The following is a 17645-nucleotide window of genomic DNA, read 5'->3' on the forward strand; positions in this document are numbered from 1 at the left end:
GGCAAATGCCTCCCTTTTTTATGCCTTCACGGCGAACGTCAAGCGCGGGCGCTTATTCATCTTCCAGATAGGCGTAGCCTTGCAGGCCCAGCTCCAGCTCGTCGAGCAGGGCTTTGCGAGTGGCATCGTCCAGCGCCGGGTGAGCGGCAATCCGCTGGTAGTTTTCGCGGATCACGGACGGATCGATGTTGACGTAACGCAGCAGCTGGTCGACGGTGTCGCCGCGCACCACGTTGCGAATGTCCATCTTGCCCTCTTCGTCCAGCCACACTTCCGCGCAGTGGGTGTCACCGAACAGGTTGTGCAGATCGCCGAGGATCTCCTGATAGGCACCGACCAGGAAGAAGCCGACGTGGCACTCTTCGTTCTCGCCGTAGACCGGCATTGGCAGGGTGCTCTCGACCCCCAGACCGTCGACATAGTGCTCGACCTGACCGTCGGAGTCACAGGTGATATCCATCAGGATACCGCGACGGCTAAGCGGACGATCGAGACCAGCCAGCGGCATCACCGGGAATACCTGACCGATACCCCAGGCATCCGGCAGAGACTGGAACAGGGAGAAGTTGGCAAAGCACTTGTCCGCCAGCTTTTCACTCAGCTCGTCAGCCAGCGCACGGTGGTTGCGGTTGACCGGGTTGAGCATCTCTTTGAGTGCCAGACAGGTGTTCTGGTGCAGCATCTCGGCCCAGGCACGCTGTTCAAGGTTCAAGAGGCCCATGGTGTACTGGGTATTCACGTCACCCAGATCGGCTACCGAGTCATGGAAGATCTCCAGCAGGGAGGGATCTTCGCTGCGCAGATCCAGCCAGCCTTTCCACATGTTCTGCAGAATGGTCGGTGCATCTTCGTCCGGCGCGCTGATATCGTTCATCTCCACCCCTTCGGCACCAATGATATTGGTAACCAGCACGGCGTGGTGGGCGGTCAGGGCACGGCCAGACTCGCTGATGATGGTCGGGTGCGGCAGATCGAACTCGCGGCAGACATCGCCGATGCCCCATACCACGTTGTTGGCGTACTCGGAGAGGCTGTAGTTGGCGGAGCAGTGGCTCTGGGAACGGGTTCCCTCGTAGTCCACCCCCAGGCCGCCACCGACGTCCACGACTTCGATGTTGGCACCGAGGCGACGCAGTTCAGCGTAGAAACGGCCGCACTCGCGAATGCCGCCCTGAATGTCGCGGATGTTGGCGATCTGGGAGCCCAGATGGAAGTGCAGCAGTTGCAGGCAATCCAGCTTGCCCAACCCGCGCAGACGCTCGATCAGCGCCAGGATCTGGGAGGCGGAGAGACCAAATTTGGACATGGAGCCGCCGCTCGATTCCCACATGCCGGAGCCGGTGGAAGCGAGCTTGGCACGCACCCCGATGTTGGGCTTGATGTTGAGACGCGCTGACTCGTCCAGCACCATCTCCAGTTCGGAGGGCTTCTCCACCACGATGTAGACCTTGTGGCCCATCAGGTTGCCCAAGAGGGCGTGGCGGATATATTCGCGGTCTTTGTAACCGTTGCAGACGATCACCGAGCCTTGCTCATGGTGATGGGACAGCACGGCCAGCAGTTCCGGTTTGGAACCAGCTTCCAGGCCAAGCCGGGGCTTGTCGCTGTAGGACTGGCTGATGGTCTCGATGACACGACGCTGCTGGTTTACCTTGATCGGGTAAACGCAGAGGTAGTCCCCTTCATAGCCAGACTTCTCGATGGCCTGACCAAAGGCGTTGAACAGCGCATCGACCCGACTCTTGAGAATGTCGGGGAAGCGCAGCAACACGGGGGTGGTCAGCCCGGACTGACGCAACTGTTCGATGGCGTCAGAGAGCACGATATGCGCGTCAGGGCGTGATTTGTCGGGGGCGACGGTCACATGACCGGCGTCATTGATATTGAAAAAACCCGCACCCCAGTAGGGAACGTTGTAGACCTTCAAGGAGTCCTTGCTGGACCAGTTAGTCATGGGCTATGCCTCGCAAATGAGCGACCCAAAGTCGCCTTCGTTACCCTCAATCACATCCAGACCATCTAGTGCAGAGTACGGCGAGCGCTGCCATCACGAGACGCAGCCACCCAAACCAACCCTTTGCACATCGCGGCAAGCCAGAGGCTGCCTGGTGGATCTTGGGGAAGTAACGAGTCTTGATGTGGGGCTGGTGGCTTTACATCAAGCTCAACGGTATGCGGTGCCACTATGCCGTGGCGCCGCGGTACTTTGATGACAGACGACATCAGCCACGCCGTCAGTTCATCATTCGGCAGCGATCCCGACAGAAGGAGAGGGTTCCAAGGAAGAGAAGCGAAGGCGCCAGCACGCATGCGTGTTGATAGACGACAACAACCACAGCCCACCTCACCGTCAGTGACCGCCCATGACAAGGGAAGATGATGAGCCGGTGGCCCACTCGGTCAAATGAAGGATGAGAGTCTGTTGTTCTCCCTGATACCGGAGCCTAACCGGTATTAAAGAAACCATTCCCCAGCAGTGTCTGTCGTTTCTGCGTGCCTCGCCCTATAGGCGTATGATCGGTTGGGTTTCTGGCGGCTCTGCCTGCTTCAGGGTTGCCCTTGGATCGGCGCGGAGTGTACACACTTACCGCGGGCAGTGACAATAAAAAATAGTGTTCAAAATCCCCTTTTAATAAGTCGATCAAATCTTGCTGGCGGGCAGGCGGGCTCTGGGATGGCGCAGGTTATGCGACAACCCGGTTTCCCCTTGAAAAGTGTGCGAAAACGCCATGGTTGGGCTGACGCCTTGCTGTGCGGTCGCTGAGGGGAATTTGGCCGCCTCCGCCAGCGCCTAAATATTGCAATAAATGCCACATTTATGCGCTCTCCCTCCCGGACGTTGCCCCGCGCGCCGCACATTCGCCGCTCTTCCCTTGCGTCAAAAAATGGGAAAAACCTGCGCTGACGCAATGAGTGCCCCGCACGGATTGGCCACAATGACCGCTCACAATCGGTTAGAGGCTGACGAATGGATACCCTGCTTGAGCGTTTTCTGCGTTACGTAACTTTTCATACCCGCTCCGATGAGACCAATCCAGCCTGCCCCAGCAGCGAAGGCCAGCTGATCTTTGCCCGCGCCCTGCAAGAAGAGATGAAGGCGCTGGGGCTGAGCCAGGTCACCCTGGATGAGCACGGCTACCTCACCGGCTGCCTGCCGGGCAACCAGCCGGACGCCCCCGCCATCGGCCTGATTGCCCACATGGACACCGCCGACTACGAGGCGGAGCACGTAGTTCCGCAAATCATCGAAAACTATCAGGGCGGCGACATCTGCCTTGGCAAGGGTGACGAGGTGCTCGCCATCCGTGACTACCGCTTCCTGAAAAACTACCTGGGTCAGGATCTCATCACCACCGACGGCACTACCTTGCTTGGCGCCGACGACAAGGCGGGTATCGCCGAGATCCTTACTGCCATCGACCACCTGCAAGCGCACCCCGAGATCCCACGTGGCGATATCTGGGTCGGCTTTACCCCGGATGAAGAGATTGGCCGTGGCGCCAACCTGTTCCCGCTGGAGAGATTCCCGGCCAAGTGGGCCTATACCGTGGATGGCGGCGAACTGGGCGAGCTGGAGTATGAAAATTTCAACGCCGCCAGCGCCACGGTGCGTTTTATCGGCAATAACGTCCACCCCGGCACCGCCAAGGGGAGCATGATCAACAGCCAAACCCTGGCCGCCCGCTTCCACGCCGCCATGCCTGCCGAGCAGACCCCGGAGTGCACCGACGGGTATGAGGGCTTCTTCCATCTGGCCCAGATGAGCGGCACCGTGGAGGAGAGCACCCTGCACTACATCATCCGTGACTTCGACGACGAGCACTTTGCCGCACGCAAAGCCGAGATGCAGAACCGGGTGGCAGCCCTGCTGGCCGAGTATCCGAAGGCCCGCATCGAGCTGACCCTGACCGACAGCTATCGCAACATGCGCAGCCAGATCGAGCCGCACATGCATATCGTCGAGCTGGCCAAGGCCGCCATGGAGGCCGCCGACGTGGTGCCGAAAATCAAGCCCATTCGCGGCGGTACCGATGGCGCCCGCCTCTCCTTTATGGGTCTGCCCTGCCCCAACCTCTTCACCGGTGGCCACAACTTCCACGGCAAGCACGAGTTCATCCCGCTGCAATCGATGGAGAGATCGGTCGCCACCCTGGTGGAGCTGGTGCGCCTCACCGCAGCCTGGCGCGGTTAATCGGTAGCTGTCATTACCAGGGCAAAAGGGGGGTGCCGGTTTACCGGCTCCCCCCCTTGCTATCTGGCCATCACCCATCAGGAAAGGGAAACCGGGGAGAGTCGCGCAGGGGCAACTGGCTGCCACTGCCATCAAACTGTCATCCCGCTGACATGTCGCGGGAACAGTGTCACATCATGCTGGGAGCAACGGATCGCCGGAGCCCCCCAGATGTTCACTATCGATACCCTGCTGACCCAGCACTTCCCCCGCCTGCTTGGCTACCCCCTGCTCACCCCACTGTTAAAGCGGCTGTTGGGCTGGCTGCTCAACGAACGTGCCTTTGCCGACTTTGCCACCCGCTACCCGCACCTGCGCGGCCTCGACTTTGTCGAGCAGGCGCTGACCCAGCTCGATTTCGACTATCGGGTCAGCGAGGCGCAACTGGAGCATATTCCCGCCAGCGGCCGGGTCATTCTTGTTGCCAACCACCCCATCGGCTCGCTGGACGGACTGGCGCTGCTGCAACTGCTCGGTCGCATCCGCCCCGATGTGAAGATCGTCGCCAACCAGCTGCTGGCACAACTCGCTCCGCTGCGCCCTTTGCTATTGCCGGTGGACAATATGGAGGGCAAGACCGATCGACAGGCCATCCTCGCCATGAACGAGCACCTCGCCCATGAAGGGGCGCTGGTGATCTTCCCCGCAGGCGAAGTATCCCGGCTTGGCCTCAAGGGGGTGAAAGATGGCCCCTGGCAGGCAGGCTTTATCAAGCTGGCCCAGCGCACCCGCACCCCGCTGGTGCCCATCCATCTGGGAGGACGCAACAGCCTCTGGTTCTATCTCGCCTCCTGGCTCAACAAGCCCGCCTCCGCCCTGTTGCTGGTGCGTCAGCTGTTTCGCCAGCAGGGGCAGACCCTGCCGGTGACCATAGGAGCGCGCATTCCGCTCAGCAGTTTTCAGGAGCTGCCCGCCAAGACGGCGGCGCGGCTGGTGCGCAACCACCTCTACCGGATTGGCCGTGGCAAGACAGGGCGTCTGCAGACCGAGGCCCCCATCGCCCTGCCGGAGGATCGCCGCCAGCTCAAACAGGCCATCGAAAGCTGCGAGCAGCTCGGCACCACCCCGGATGGTCAGGGGATCTACCTCTACCGCCGCCATGAACTGAGTCACTCGGTGATCCTGCGCGAGCTGGGGCGACTGCGGGAGATCGCCTTTCGCGCAGTGGGGGAAGGATCCGGCAAGCGGCGGGATCTCGATGGCTTTGACAACGACTATCACCACCTGATCCTCTGGGATCCGGCCCGACTCGATATTATCGGTGCCTACCGGTTCGCCCCGGTGGCCGAGCTGCTGGCCAGCAAGGGGAAGGATGGCCTCTACAGCCACACCCTGTTCGGCTTTGAGGATAAGCTGCTACCCCGGCTGGAGCAGGCCATCGAGCTTGGCCGCAGCTTTATCCAGCCCGCCTACTGGGGCAAGCGGGGGCTCGATTATCTCTGGTTCGGCATCGGTGCCTATCTGGCCCGCTATCCCCGCTACCGCTACCTGTTTGGCCCGGTGTCGCTCTCCGGCAGCCTGCCGCCGACGGCCAAGGATCTGCTGGTGAGCTTCTACCGCCAGCACTTTGCCCCCGAACTGGCTCTGGCCCCCTCCCGCCGTCCCTACCCCGAGACGCAGCCTCTGTTCGAAGGGGTGGATTATGGCGCCGACCTCAAAGCGCTCAAGGCCCGCCTCGACAATCTGGGCTGCGCCATCCCTACCCTCTACAAGCAGTATTCCGAGCTGTGCGAGCCGGGCGGCGTCCAGTTTATGGATTTTGGCATCGACCCCGACTTCAACCACTGCATCGACGGGCTGGTGTGGGTCGATGTGAGCCGCATCAAGTCCCACAAGCGGGCCCGCTATATCGGCAGCCATCAGGCCGAGCCGCGCTTATAACCCTGCTGGAGCCAGGCAAACAGCCAAATGCAAAAAAGGAGAGAGAGGCCATGGCCTCCCTCTCCTTTCGCTCTCATGCTCAGCACCTTTTCGAGGCGCTCGGCCCATCTGGCGTTACTCGGCCGCCTTGCGATCCGAGTGGCCGAGATCCCGCTCAGGGGCGATGACATCGCGCACCCGCTGCTTGATCTCCTTGGCCTCGGGGAAGCCGTCATCGACCACCCGATCCCACACCTGCACCCCGCCCACCAGAATGCGAAACTCCCCCTTGCTGGCCGGCACCAGCGCCACCTCCCCCAGATCGCTGTCAAAGGTGGATAGCAGCTCCTGCGCCAGCCAAGCGGCGCGCAGCATCCAGCGACAGAGGGTGCAGTAGCGGATTTCGATGCGGGGTTTGCTGATCAGGGTTTCAGACTCGGTCATGAGTGACTCCATAAAAAAGCGACAATGGCGGGAAGTGGCGTACCGCTGCCCAATGGCCGATCCCGGTTTGGTCAAATCAGTGCTGATCAACCCCATGAAAATCGGCCAGCCAATGGCGGGCAATGGTACGCATCGCCGATTCTGGCAGCTCGAACAGGCCGGGTGCAAGAGGGCCTGCCGCCAGCATCCGGATCCCTTCCATGATCTCCGCCAGCACCAGATAGACATATTCACCAATCACGGCGCCATGGACGAAGTTGACCGCCTCGCCCCGGTTGAGCAGGTAGATCTGGGTACCATCCGGCCGGTTGAGGGCCAGCACATGGGGGCACACCTCTTCGCTCGGCCACGGCAACTGGGCCAGCGAGAAGGCAAACTCGTCGTCGGCCGAGGTGACCGAGGCCACCATGGTGCCGGGGCGCAGCGCCTGCAGATCCGCCAAATCCAGCGAGCCGTTGCCGGTAGAGCAGATCACCAGCTCGGCGCGGCTCAAGGCTTCAGCCTTGGTGATCAAGCGAAAACCGTGAGAGAGCGCTTCGACCTGTCGCAGCACATCTGTTTCCACCAGCCCGAGATGGAGGTTGCGACAACGCAGGTCACGGGCGATGCTGCGCCCCACCTTGCCATAGCCAAACAGCACGGCTTCGCAGACGTTGAAGGTACGGTTGAGGTTGCGGGCCAACGACTCCGCGGAGTAGACCACGCTCAAACCAATCTGGATATCCTCGGCCTGCTTGAGGGGACTGCGCGCCACCGACACCACAGGGGTCGCCAGCACCTCCTGCTCATAGCGCTGGTGGCCGTTCTCGGTCATCTCCACCACCCCTAGGAAACGGGGGCCGAAGTATTCACTCAAGATCACCTGGGTTTTGGCAAAGTAACCGCCTATATCGAGGATCAGCAACCGCTCGTGGGGGGCCACCAGCGGCGCAATCTGCTGGATGATGCTGTCGGGTTCATTGGTCCAGCGCCGGTTGAGGGGCAGCACCGGATAGTGCTGGGATACCCACTCCAGGGTCGGACCGTGTACCGATTTCGGTTTGGGCAAAATGGCGCCAATCCGTCCAATCTGACCGAGAGCGTCGATAAAACGGGGGCGATCGGGAAGCAGGTGAGTGACCAGCAGAATGCAGAGACCATCGATACGTCCCTGTCCGGTGAAATGGCGAAAAAACAGATGCTCAGATCCTTGACTGCGCAACTGTGGCCTCCTTATGTGCCGCAAAGCAGGCAAACAGAACCCGGCGCGGCCGGGTTCTGTGTGTGTCCAAATAAAATGAAAATCCTTTTTATCTGAAACACATATGGGGCTCAATCATTATCTGCCAAGAGTATGAGCGAGTATGCAAAAATGACTGTAATTGCCTGTTTTTCATGCAAAAATCAGTACAAAGAAGCAGCAGGCCACACCCACCATAGGCTGAGCCCGGTTCCCGCGGCAGCGAGCAGGATCAGCCCACCCCAACGCACTGGCCAGGGTGTGTCACGTAACGCCCACTCCAGCAGCGGCAGCAACCAGACCGGCAGCAACACCACCAGCGGCACCTCCACATATTGCCAGGCCAGCATCTGGACGAAGGCGAGGGCCAGCGCCAGACCGGCTGGGGCTACCTTGATGCCAACAAAGGTGGCAAGCAGGGCGCGAAAACCGGCGAAAGCGGCCAGCGCACCAGCCAGCTGGGCAATCAGCAGGCTGCCATCGATGCCGATCACCAGCGCCAACCAGATAAAGCCGAGGGCAAACCCGAGCCCCTCGCGGCTGTCACCGCGCAAGGTGCTCCAGCCAAACCAGAGGATGGCGGGCAGTAGCGCCAGCCAGATCCCGGGTTCGCTCGCCAGTACCGAGGCCAATCCCTGCCACCACACCAGCGCACTGAACACCGCAAAGAGCAGCAGCGAACCGCGCTGATCGTTCACCTGAGCCGCAATGGCGGGCACCAGCAGGGTCAGCGGCAGCCACTGCCACGCCTTGGCCGGAATACCATAGAGACCGCCGAGCAATGAGCCCACCAGCCAGAGCGCCAGCGCGCCCCACAGATAACCCAGTCGCGGCCAGCGCCACGATAGCAAAGCGGCTCCCAGAGGAGCCGCCAGGGTTTGCAGCAGAAGTTCCGCGCCCATTACTTGCGCACGCCTTCGACAAACAGGTTGATGTTCATCTCGTCCGGGATGCCGGGCAGCATGTAGCTCACGCCAAAGTCACTGCGCTTGATGGTGGCGGAGGCGTTGAAACCGCTGCGGTAGCCGCCCCAGGGATCCTTGCCTTCGCCAATTTTGACCAGATCGAAGGCCACTTCCTTGGAGACACCGTGCAAGGTCAGGGTCCCTTTCAGTACGCCTTTATCCTTGGTGCCCTCGTAAGCGGAGCTGACGAAGGTCATCTTGGGATACTGCTTCACGTCGAGGAAGTCAGGGCTGCGCAGGTGCTTGTCGCGGGCCTCGTGATTGGAGTCGACGCTGGCGGCATCCACTTCAAAGCTCGCCTTGGCGGCCGCCGGGTTGGCGTCATCCATGCTGAAGGTACCGCTGAAGGTGTTGAAGCGACCCACCAGCTCGGAGAAGCCCAGGTGACCCACCTTGAACTGCACTGTGGTGTGCGCCGCATCCACGTCGTAATCCGCAGCCATCAGGGGGGTAGCCATAAACAGGCAGGAGGCCAGCAGAGCCTTGGTCATTTTCATCCGTTCGTTCCTTCATCTTGGGGTTCACATCAGTGGTTAAAATGCTAACCTCGTTCTGAAGATGAATAATCAGTGATTTATTAAATTCATTATTTACTGAGGATGGAAAATGGATCAGATCGCCGCCATGCGCACCTTTATCAAGGTGGTGGAGTGCCAGAGCTTTACCAAGGCCGCCAACCAGCTCGGCATCTCGGTCGCCATGGCCTCCAAACTGATGCAGCAGCTGGAGGAGTCCCTCGCCACCCGGCTGCTGTCGCGCACCACCCGTCAGGTCAATCCCACCGAAGCGGGCCAGTTCTACTACCAGCGCTCCCTCGCCCTGCTGGCGGAGCTGGAAGAGACCCACAGCCAGCTGACCCACCACAACCAGCAGCCGAACGGCACCCTCAAGCTCTCGGTGCCGATGGACTTTGGCTATCTGCACCTCTCCCCCGCCCTGCCGCTGTTTCGCCAGCGCTTTCCCGATCTCAAGCTCGATATCGAGTACAGCGACCGGCGGGTCGCGCTAGTGGAAGAGGGGTTCGATCTGGCGCTGCGGATCGGCCACCTCAGCGACTCCTCGCTGGTGGCGCGCCAGCTTGCCACCATTCGGGTCGAGCTTTGCGCCAGCCCCGCCTATCTGGCACGCAAGGGCAGACCGGAAAAACCCGAGGATCTCAAGCTGCACGACTGTCTGATCTACACCCTGACCCAGCCGGAGTGGCACTTCAAACGGGGAAGCGAGCAGCAGAGCATCCGGCCACAGGGGCCGCTGCGGGCCAACAACGGGGTGGCGCTGACCCGCGCCGCTTGTGATGATCAGGGCATCATATTGCAGCCCACCTTTATCGTGGGGGAGGCGCTGCGGTCAGGGCAGCTGGTCAGCCTGCTGCCAGAGTGGGACAAGGGAGATGTGGGACTTTATGCGGTCTATCCGCACCGCCGCTTCGTCTCGGCCAAGGTGCGCTGCTTTATCGAGTTCGTGCAGGAGCGCTATCTCGCCCCGCAACAGTGGGATAAGCCGTGATGATTGCCAGAGCAGAAGATACGGCCTGACTGTCCGGCCTGCTGGTCCGGCTTGAAACCTAACGCTGGCCGGATGCGGTGGTGGATGCGGCAACAGGGGTGAGCTTGGCTAGCAGACGCTCCTGCTCGAGGCTTAACTGCCAGCGTGGCAAACGGGTGCGTATCGCCGACAACTGCTGCTCACTGAGGGCATAGGGGAGCGCCACTTCAATCTCGGGGCAGTCAAACATGGCGGCCAGCTGCAGGATCAAAATGAGGTTTGCCTCGTCTGTCTTGTGTTTGTTGACCCGTTTGCGGATCTCGTGGCGCAGCTGGGTTTCGGGGTCCTGGGTCATCGCCTGCCAGCCGAAACCGAACAACGGCACCAGCGAGCTGACAATCCCCAGCGCCGTCATCGGCTGCTTGGGGGGATGATAGAGTGCGTTGAGATCCAGCAGAACAGGATTCTGACGAACCTCACCCTCACCAAATAAAATCGTTTTCGTCATTGGATTACCCGTTATATTCCACTAGACTGCGCCGCATATTTTACCCCGATATGCCAACGAGGTGCTGATGCTAAGCGATATCGAGATCTCCCGCCAGTCCCCCCGTCTCTCAATCCACGCGCTGGCCGAACGCCTCGCCATCCCCCAGCACCTGCTCAGCCCTCATGGCCACTACAAAGGCAAGCTCAGCCTCGACCTGCTCACGTCTCAGCCCAAACAGCGCGGCAAGCTGGTACTGGTGAGCGCTATCACCCCGACCCCGCTCGGTGAAGGGAAAACGGTGACCACCCTTGGCCTCTCCATGGGGCTCAACCATATCGGCCAGCCCAGCATCGCCACTATCCGCCAGCCGAGCCTCGGCCCGGTATTCGGGGTCAAGGGAGGGGCCGCTGGTGGCGGCCACGCCCAGGTGGTGCCGATGGAGGAGATGAACCTCCACCTCACCGGCGATTTTCACGCCCTGACGGCGGCCCACAATCTGGCGGCTGCAGCCCTCGATGCCCGCCTGTTCCATGAGCGCAAACTCGGCGACCAGTTCACCGCCAAAACCGGCCTGCCACGGCTCGATATCGATGCCGATAACATCCTCTGGCCGCGCACCCTCGACATGAATGACCGCGCCCTGCGCCACCTCACCATAGGTCAGGGCGGCGCAGCCGATGGTGTAGAGCGCAGCGATCGCTTCGTCATCACCGCCGCCTCCGAGCTGATGGCCATTCTGGCGCTGGCGAGCGATCTGAAAGACCTGCGCCAGCGCATCGGCCGCATCCAGCTGGCCCGCGATATTCACGGCAAACCCATTACCGCCGAACAGTTGGAAGTAGCGGGCGCTATGACGGTGCTACTCAAGGACGCGCTACAGCCAACCCTGATGCAGACCACAGAGCAGACGCCGGTGCTGGTGCACGCCGGCCCCTTTGCCAATATTGCCCACGGCAACTCCTCGGTGATCGCCGATCGTATCGCCCTTGGCCTGACCGACTATGTGGTGACCGAGGCGGGTTTTGGCTCCGACATGGGGCTGGAGAAATTCTTCAACATCAAGAGCCGCCAATCCGGTATTACCCCCGCCTGCGTGGTGCTGGTGGCCACGGTGCGCGGTCTCAAGGCCAACAGCGGTCTGCTGGATATCCGCCCGGGCCAGCCGCTACCAGCCAGCCTGCAGGGGGAAGATCTGCCGACCCTCAAGCAGGGCTGCGCCAACCTCGCCTGGCATATCCGGAACGCCCGCCGCTACGGGGTGCCAGTGGTGGTCGCCATCAACCGCTTCCCCACCGACAGCGAGGCCGAACTGGCGCTGCTGGCCCATGAAGCGCAGCAAGCCGGTGCCTGTGGTGCGGCCATCTCCAACGCCTTCACTCAGGGTGGTGCCGGTGCCAGAGAGCTGGCCCGCGCCGTGGTCGCCGCCTGCGAGCAACCCGGCAAGGTGAAACTGCTCTACCCCGACGAGGCGAGCCTCGATGCCAAGCTGGCAACCCTGGTGGAGTGCGGCTACGGCGGTCGCGGAGTGCAGCTCTCCGACAGAGCGCGCCAGCAGCTGGCCCAGCTCTCCGCCGAAGGGTGGGATCACTTGCCCATCTGCGTGGCCAAGACGCCGCTCTCCATCAGCCACGACCCGGCCCTCAAAGGCGTGCCGACCGATTTCGAGGTGCCCATCGACGAGGTGAAGCTCTGCGCCGGTGCCGGCTTCGTCTATGCGTTGGCGGGCCCCATCATGACCATGCCGGGGCTGGGCAGTCTGCCTGCCTATCGCCATATCGATATCGATGAGAACGGCGAGATAGTCGGCCTGAGCTGAATGGTCAGATAAAGGGTTTGGTTCCGGCTGATTAGGCTGCGCTAATCAGCACTGCAATAAAAAACTGCCAGAAACAACAAGGCCCCGTCACTGGACGGGGCCTTTTGCTATCTGCCAAACGCTCTTAGAGGGTAAAGCGCTGGGTCATATGGTGCAGGGTGTTGGCCAGCTTGCTCAGCTCGACGCAAGCCTGGGCGATCTGATGAGCGCCCTGGGCATTCTCGTCAGCGGCATTGTGAATGTTGACGATGCTGCGGTTGAGCTCTTCGGTCACCGCGTTCTGCTCTTCGGTGGCGGTGGCGATCAGGGTGTTCATGTCAGTGATGCGCACCACGGCACCATTGATGGTCTCGATACTGGTACCGGCATCCCGTGCCAGACCGACACTCTCCTGCATCTGGTGACGACTCAGCTGCATGGCGTTGCCCGCCTCGGCGGCGCGGCTCTGCAAGAGCTCGATCATCTTGCTGATCTCGGCGGTGGAGTCCTGGGTACGCTGGGCCAGGGAGCGCACTTCATCCGCAACGACCGCAAAACCACGACCCTGCTCACCGGCACGGGCAGCTTCGATGGCTGCGTTAAGGGCCAGCAGGTTGGTCTGACCGGCGATATCGCGGATCACATCCAGCACCACGCTGATGTTGGCGCTATCGGCCTCCAGCTGCTGCACCACTGTGCCCGCCTGTTCAATCTTGACCGACACCTCTTCGATGCTGGCGATGGAGCTGCGAACCACTTCGCTGCCAGCAGCAGAGGTGCGGGAGGCATCCTTGGCGGCGCTCATGGCATCCGTGGTGTTGCGGGCCACTTCGTTGACGGTGGACTGCATCTCGTTCATGGCGGTCGCCACCTGGGAGACTTCGTTCTGCTGGATGGCCATGCCGCTGGCAGACTGGCTGGAGATGGCGCTCACCTCCTCCACTGCGCTGCTGAGTTGGCTCACGGAACCGGCGATCTCGCTCACCAGATCGGAGAGGGAGCCCTGCATCCGGTTGATGGCGGAGCCCAGCTGACCCAGTTCATCACGGTTGAAGCGGCTGTCACGGATCCACTGCTGCAGTTCGCCCTGACCCAGATCGCCATTGGCAATACGCTGGGCCTGACGGGCCAGCATGATCAGCGGGTCGCGGATCTGGCGGGTCAGTACCACGGAGAGCACCACCACAAGGATCAGACCGAGCACCAGCGCGATGGTGACACTCAGATTGGCGGATTGATAAGAGTCGACAATATCGCTGCGGGATTCAGACGCATAACCATGGTTAATCTGGATAAGGGAGGCCACTGACTTGCTCAGCGCGGTATAAAGGGGAATCCCCTCCTCAAGGAAGATCCGTTGGGCTTCGGCAAGTTGATCGCTGTCTTGCAGTTGTTGGACTCGCTGGTGCAGGGCGACGTAACGATCCCAGTCAGATTTCACCGCATCGAAGGTACGGCGCTCCGCCACATCCTCAGGCCAGATCGTCTTGTCATGGGCAATCAGCTGCTGCGCGATCGCGTTAAGCTGCTGACTGGCAATATTCCGATATTCAGCCCTTTTCAGCGGCTCGGCGGCCACCACGAAATAACCCAGCTCATAACGACGCAACTCACCGAGAGAATCCCCGATCGCGCTGGTGCGATTGACCGCTGGCAAGATGCTGTCGGTAAACCGGATGGCAACATCATTCATGTTGCCAAACTGGACAAGGGCAAAACCGCCGATAAAGGCGACCATCAAACCGAGCACGGCAAAGCCGGCGGTGAGTTTTTTACCTATGGTCATGGAACTGGTATTCATGGGATATCCTGGTGGTCGTTAAATTCGTAGCACTCGTCCGGTTCACGCCCTCCTGGCATGAACTATCTGGCCACCTGTTCAGTGGCGCACCATCCAACCTTGATGAATATCTCTGAATTCCATGAGGGGCAGCGAGAGCCGTGAGGGGGCGCTAGAGTAACCGGATCGTGGCGGTTCGGAAAGAGTCTGTCCGGTTACTTTTTGTAAGGTGAAAGCGAGGTTTTTTTCGTGTTCGATTAAATATATCGCTCAGATGAATAAATCGAAAAAATGCATAACGTTTGCATAGGGCAAGCCATGCGGGCCAAGCAGTGGCAGACCGCCACTCTCATCCTGAACCAATGAAAAACGCCAGCAATGGCAGCTGGCGTCTCGTTTATTCAGCATGGCGGTTACAAAACAACCGCCATCTTATCCGCGCAGGCCACCGAGGAATTCGGCCCGGGTATCGGGCTGGGTCTTGAACACCCCGCCGAGGGAGGTGGTGGTGGTGTAGGAGGTGGAGTCCATCACCCCCCGCGCCTTGACGCAGTAGTGGGTCGCCTTGATGCTGATAGCCACGTCCTTGGTACCGAGCAGGGTCTGCAGCGCCAGCAGGATCTGCTGGGTCAGCCGCTCCTGCACCTGGGGACGGCGAGCGAAGAATTGCACGATACGGTTGATCTTCGACAGGCCAATTACCTTGCCACGAGGGATATAGGCCACATGGGCCAGCCCGTCGATGGTGACGAAGTGGTGTTCGCAGGTGCTGGTGAGGCTGATATCCCGCACCATGATCATCTCGTCCACCTGCATCTTGTTCTCGATCACCGTCACCTTGGGGAAGGTGGAATAGTCGAGGCCTGAGAAAATCTCGTTGACGTACATCTTGGCGATGCGGTGCGGCGTCTCGGCCAGACTGTCATCGGTCAGATCCAGCCCCAGCGTCTCCATGATGGAGCGCATATGGCCTTCGATCTTCTCCCGCTTCTGCTGGCTGTTCAGCTCGTTGGTGACCAGGGGGGTTTCCAGTCCCTGGGCTTCGAGGGCAGCCCTGACCAGCAAGGCTTCCGGACTTAAGGTTGTCATTATCTTCTCTCCCACGCTCAGGGACTGTGAGGGCAGCTCAAGGAGCAACCCCTTATGTTATGGCGGCGTACAGGGCCGACGGTATCGCTGTAATGGTCGCCACACGGGATGTGACGGCCATCTGTTATGGCGGCATAGTAAACGGCCATTGCCGCCAAGATTCAAGTCAACTTGTGCGTCACCTCATACTTTATAGCCATCTCACCCCGTTTCAGCGCCGATTACCCCGAGAATCCTTGAGATAACCTGCCCATCCCCGGGGATTTTTGTGATAATCCCGCCTTCAATCATAGAAAGAGGTCATGACGATGGGATTTGATACCAGCGGACTACTCCCCTTAAGCGATGCCCTGCAAGGGATGCTGGAACAACTCGCCTGCTGCTGCGACAGCGAGCAACTGCCCCTGCCAGAGGCCCTTGGCCGGGTTCTTGCCAGCGACATCGCCTCTCCCCTCGCCGTGCCCCCCTTCGACAACTCCGCTATGGACGGTTACGCCGTGCGCCTTTCGGATCTCGCCAGCGGCACCCCGCTCATCATGGCGGGCAAGGCGTTTGCCGGTCAGCCCTATCAGGGCGAGTGGCCCGCCGGCCACTGCGTGCGGATCATGACCGGCGCCCCGGTTCCCGCAGACACCGATGCGGTGGTGATGCAGGAAGAAACGCAGGCCGACGGCGATCGGATCACTTTTCTGGCACAACCCGAACCGGGCCAGAATATCCGCCGCGCCGGCAGCGATATCGGCAAGGGCGCCTGCGTGCTGCCAGCCGGTACTCGCCTCACCCCGCGCGAAATGCCACTGCTGGCCTCCCTCGGCATCGCGACCGTGCCGGTACGCCGACCGCTGAAAGTGGCCATCTTCAGCACCGGCGATGAGCTCAAACCGGTCGGTACCCCGCTCGCCCACGGCGATATCTATGACTCCAACCGCTATGGCGTGCGGGCCATGCTGGCGCGCATGGGCTGCGACTGCCTCGACCTTGGCATCATCCCGGACGATCCGGCCCAGCTGCGCGCCACCTTTATCCGCGCCGATGAAGAGGCCGATGTACTCATCACCACCGGCGGTGTCTCGGTAGGGGAAGCGGATTTCACCAAACAACTGCTGGACGAGCTCGGCGAGATTGGCTTCTGGAAGCTGGCCATCAAGCCGGGCAAGCCATTTGCCTTCGGCCGCCTGCCCCACGCCTGGTTCTTCGGCCTGCCGGGCAACCCCGTCTCCGCCATGGTCACCTTCGATCAGCTGGTGCAACCGGCGCTGGCCAAGCTGGCGGGCCAGCACTTCGAGCGGCCGCTCCAGCTGCAAGCCATTGCGGCCGAGCCACTCAAAAAGAGCCCGGGCCGACTCGACTTCCAGCGCGGCATCATGAGCCAAGGGCCAAACGGCCTCGAGGTGCGCAGCACTGGCTCGCAGGACTCCGCCGTGTTCAGCTCCCTGTCGCGAGCCAACTGCTACATCGTTCTTGAACGGGAACGGGGCCGCGTCGCCGCGGGCGAGACGGTCACCGTCGAACCCTTCGGGGGATTGCTGCTGTGAGCGAGATCCTGAGCGACGCCGAACTGCTGCGTTACAACCGCCAGATCATCCTCAAATCCTTCGACTTCGAGGGGCAGGAGGCGCTCAAACAGGCCCGTGTGCTGGTGATCGGTGCCGGTGGCCTTGGTTGCGCCGCCAGCCAGTATCTGGCGGTAGCCGGAGTTGGCCAGCTCACCCTGGTCGATTTCGACAAGGTGGAGCTATCCAATCTGCAGCGTCAGGTGTTGCACAACGATGAGCGCATTGGCCACTACAAGGTGGACTCTGCCGCCCAGTCGCTGCGAGCCCTCAATCCCTGGCTCAACGTCGAGACCCACGCTGCCGTGGCCGATGAGGCGCTGCTCGATACCCTGTTGCCCCAACACCAGCTGGTATTGGATTGCACTGACAACCTGGCCATTCGCAACCTGCTCAACCAAAAGGCACGCCAGCATGGCGTGCCACTGGTCAGCGGCGCCGCCATCCGGCTGGAGGGACAGCTGTGCAGCTTCACCTGGCAGGAAGATGAGCCCTGCTACGCCTGCCTCAGCGCCCTGTTTGGCGAGCAGGCCCTCACCTGTGTCGAGGCGGGAGTGCTCGCTCCCGTGGTGGGGCTGGTGGGCAGCCTGCAAGCACTGGAAGCTATCAAACTCTTGGCAGGCATGGGCAAAAGCTACAGCGGCCGCCTGCTGATGATCGACAGCCTAAGCGGCACTTTCCGCGAGATGAAGCTGCCCAAGCGCCCCGACTGCCCCGTCTGCTCCCATCCTTGA

At 61.1% G+C, this 17645-nt stretch carries 14 protein-coding genes; 6 read left to right on the forward strand and 8 right to left on the reverse strand.

Annotated features, from left to right (window positions below; genetic code table 11):
• Positions 1 to 52: 52 nt before the first annotated feature.
• Positions 53 to 1954, reverse strand: coding sequence for a biosynthetic arginine decarboxylase (gene speA, locus ACB042_RS06390; RefSeq protein ID WP_005344160.1), 1902 nt, complete (start codon positions 1952 to 1954; stop codon positions 53 to 55).
• Positions 1955 to 2968: 1014 nt separating this feature from the next.
• On the opposite strand from speA, the gene pepT reads away from it, so the two are divergent.
• Both pepT and ACB042_RS06400 read left to right on the forward strand, forming a co-directional pair.
• Complete coding sequence (gene pepT, locus ACB042_RS06395; RefSeq protein WP_371178070.1) at positions 2969 to 4192, forward strand: peptidase T; 1224 nt, start codon at positions 2969 to 2971, stop codon at positions 4190 to 4192.
• A gap of 210 nt (positions 4193 to 4402) precedes the next feature.
• Positions 4403 to 6112, forward strand: coding sequence for a lysophospholipid acyltransferase family protein (locus ACB042_RS06400; RefSeq protein ID WP_371178071.1), 1710 nt, complete (start codon positions 4403 to 4405; stop codon positions 6110 to 6112).
• A 114-nt stretch (positions 6113 to 6226) separates the two neighbouring features.
• Here the strand turns inward: ACB042_RS06400 and ACB042_RS06405 are convergent, their stop codons facing one another.
• The 4 genes from ACB042_RS06405 to ACB042_RS06420 form a co-directional block, all read right to left on the reverse strand.
• Positions 6227 to 6535 (reverse strand): SelT/SelW/SelH family protein, encoded by a 309-nt coding sequence (locus ACB042_RS06405; protein WP_019445942.1) that lies wholly within the window; start codon positions 6533 to 6535, stop codon positions 6227 to 6229.
• A gap of 76 nt (positions 6536 to 6611) precedes the next feature.
• Entirely contained in the window at positions 6612 to 7736 is a 1125-nt protein-coding gene (locus tag ACB042_RS06410; RefSeq protein WP_005361782.1) for an adenosylhomocysteinase, read from the reverse strand.
• A 182-nt stretch (positions 7737 to 7918) separates the two neighbouring features.
• Positions 7919 to 8656 carry a hypothetical protein gene (locus ACB042_RS06415; protein WP_371178072.1) on the reverse strand — a complete coding sequence of 246 codons (738 nt, stop codon included), beginning with the start codon at positions 8654 to 8656 and terminating at the stop codon, positions 7919 to 7921.
• Positions 8656 to 9216, reverse strand: a complete 561-nt coding sequence (locus ACB042_RS06420; protein WP_279486809.1) for a YceI family protein — start codon at positions 9214 to 9216, stop codon at positions 8656 to 8658. Before ACB042_RS06420 ends, ACB042_RS06415 begins: the two co-directional genes overlap by 1 nt.
• A 109-nt stretch (positions 9217 to 9325) precedes the next feature.
• Between ACB042_RS06420 and ACB042_RS06425 the strand changes: the two genes are divergently transcribed.
• Positions 9326 to 10225 carry a LysR family transcriptional regulator gene (locus ACB042_RS06425; protein WP_371178073.1) on the forward strand — a complete coding sequence of 300 codons (900 nt, stop codon included), beginning with the start codon at positions 9326 to 9328 and terminating at the stop codon, positions 10223 to 10225.
• A 58-nt stretch (positions 10226 to 10283) separates the two neighbouring features.
• On the opposite strand, the gene ACB042_RS06430 is transcribed toward ACB042_RS06425, so the two are convergent.
• The gene (locus tag ACB042_RS06430) at positions 10284 to 10712 is read right to left on the reverse strand and encodes a hypothetical protein (RefSeq protein WP_371178074.1); all 429 of its coding nucleotides are present in this window, start codon (positions 10710 to 10712) and stop codon (positions 10284 to 10286) included.
• 67 nt (positions 10713 to 10779) lie between these two features.
• Between ACB042_RS06430 and ACB042_RS06435 the strand changes: the two genes are divergently transcribed.
• Positions 10780 to 12510, forward strand: coding sequence for a formate--tetrahydrofolate ligase (locus ACB042_RS06435; RefSeq protein ID WP_371178075.1), 1731 nt, complete (start codon positions 10780 to 10782; stop codon positions 12508 to 12510).
• 124 nt (positions 12511 to 12634) lie between these two features.
• Here the strand turns inward: ACB042_RS06435 and ACB042_RS06440 are convergent, their stop codons facing one another.
• Together ACB042_RS06440 and folE are read right to left on the reverse strand one after the other, a co-directional pair.
• The gene (locus tag ACB042_RS06440; protein WP_371178076.1) at positions 12635 to 14290 is read right to left on the reverse strand and encodes a methyl-accepting chemotaxis protein; all 1656 of its coding nucleotides are present in this window, start codon (positions 14288 to 14290) and stop codon (positions 12635 to 12637) included.
• Between the two features lie 411 nt (positions 14291 to 14701).
• Positions 14702 to 15358 carry a GTP cyclohydrolase I FolE gene (gene folE, locus ACB042_RS06445; RefSeq protein ID WP_115522773.1) on the reverse strand — a complete coding sequence of 219 codons (657 nt, stop codon included), beginning with the start codon at positions 15356 to 15358 and terminating at the stop codon, positions 14702 to 14704.
• A 308-nt stretch (positions 15359 to 15666) separates the two neighbouring features.
• On the opposite strand from folE, the gene moeA reads away from it, so the two are divergent.
• Positions 15667 to 16893, forward strand: a complete 1227-nt coding sequence (moeA, locus tag ACB042_RS06450) for a molybdopterin molybdotransferase MoeA (protein ID WP_371178077.1) — start codon at positions 15667 to 15669, stop codon at positions 16891 to 16893.
• A complete protein-coding gene (moeB, locus tag ACB042_RS06455) occupies positions 16890 to 17645 on the forward strand; it encodes a molybdopterin-synthase adenylyltransferase MoeB (RefSeq protein WP_216961767.1) in 756 nt (251 codons plus the stop codon). The genes moeA and moeB overlap by 4 nt, the downstream gene beginning before the upstream one ends.

Source organism: Aeromonas sp. S13(2024) (genome assembly GCF_041402405.1).
Classification (GTDB): Bacteria; Pseudomonadota; Gammaproteobacteria; order Enterobacterales; family Aeromonadaceae; genus Aeromonas; species Aeromonas veronii.

Excerpts from the sequence above, each read along its gene's own strand:
- ACB042_RS06420 (WP_279486809.1), bottom strand. The coding sequence starts at position 9,216 with ATGAAAATGACCAAGGCTCTGCTGGCCTCCTGCCTGTTTATGGCTACC.
- ACB042_RS06440 (WP_371178076.1), bottom strand. The coding sequence starts at position 14,290 with ATGAATACCAGTTCCATGACCATAGGTAAAAAACTCACCGCCGGCTTT.
- ACB042_RS06435 (WP_371178075.1), top strand. The coding sequence starts at position 10,780 with ATGCTAAGCGATATCGAGATCTCCCGCCAGTCCCCCCGTCTCTCAATC.
- folE (WP_115522773.1), bottom strand. The coding sequence starts at position 15,358 with ATGACAACCTTAAGTCCGGAAGCCTTGCTGGTCAGGGCTGCCCTCGAA.
- speA (WP_005344160.1), bottom strand. The coding sequence starts at position 1,954 with ATGACTAACTGGTCCAGCAAGGACTCCTTGAAGGTCTACAACGTTCCC.
- moeA (WP_371178077.1), top strand. The coding sequence starts at position 15,667 with ATGGGATTTGATACCAGCGGACTACTCCCCTTAAGCGATGCCCTGCAA.
- ACB042_RS06400 (WP_371178071.1), top strand. The coding sequence starts at position 4,403 with ATGTTCACTATCGATACCCTGCTGACCCAGCACTTCCCCCGCCTGCTT.
- ACB042_RS06405 (WP_019445942.1), bottom strand. The coding sequence starts at position 6,535 with ATGACCGAGTCTGAAACCCTGATCAGCAAACCCCGCATCGAAATCCGC.
- ACB042_RS06425 (WP_371178073.1), top strand. The coding sequence starts at position 9,326 with ATGGATCAGATCGCCGCCATGCGCACCTTTATCAAGGTGGTGGAGTGC.
- pepT (WP_371178070.1), top strand. The coding sequence starts at position 2,969 with ATGGATACCCTGCTTGAGCGTTTTCTGCGTTACGTAACTTTTCATACC.
- ACB042_RS06430 (WP_371178074.1), bottom strand. The coding sequence starts at position 10,712 with ATGACGAAAACGATTTTATTTGGTGAGGGTGAGGTTCGTCAGAATCCT.
- ACB042_RS06415 (WP_371178072.1), bottom strand. The coding sequence starts at position 8,656 with ATGGGCGCGGAACTTCTGCTGCAAACCCTGGCGGCTCCTCTGGGAGCC.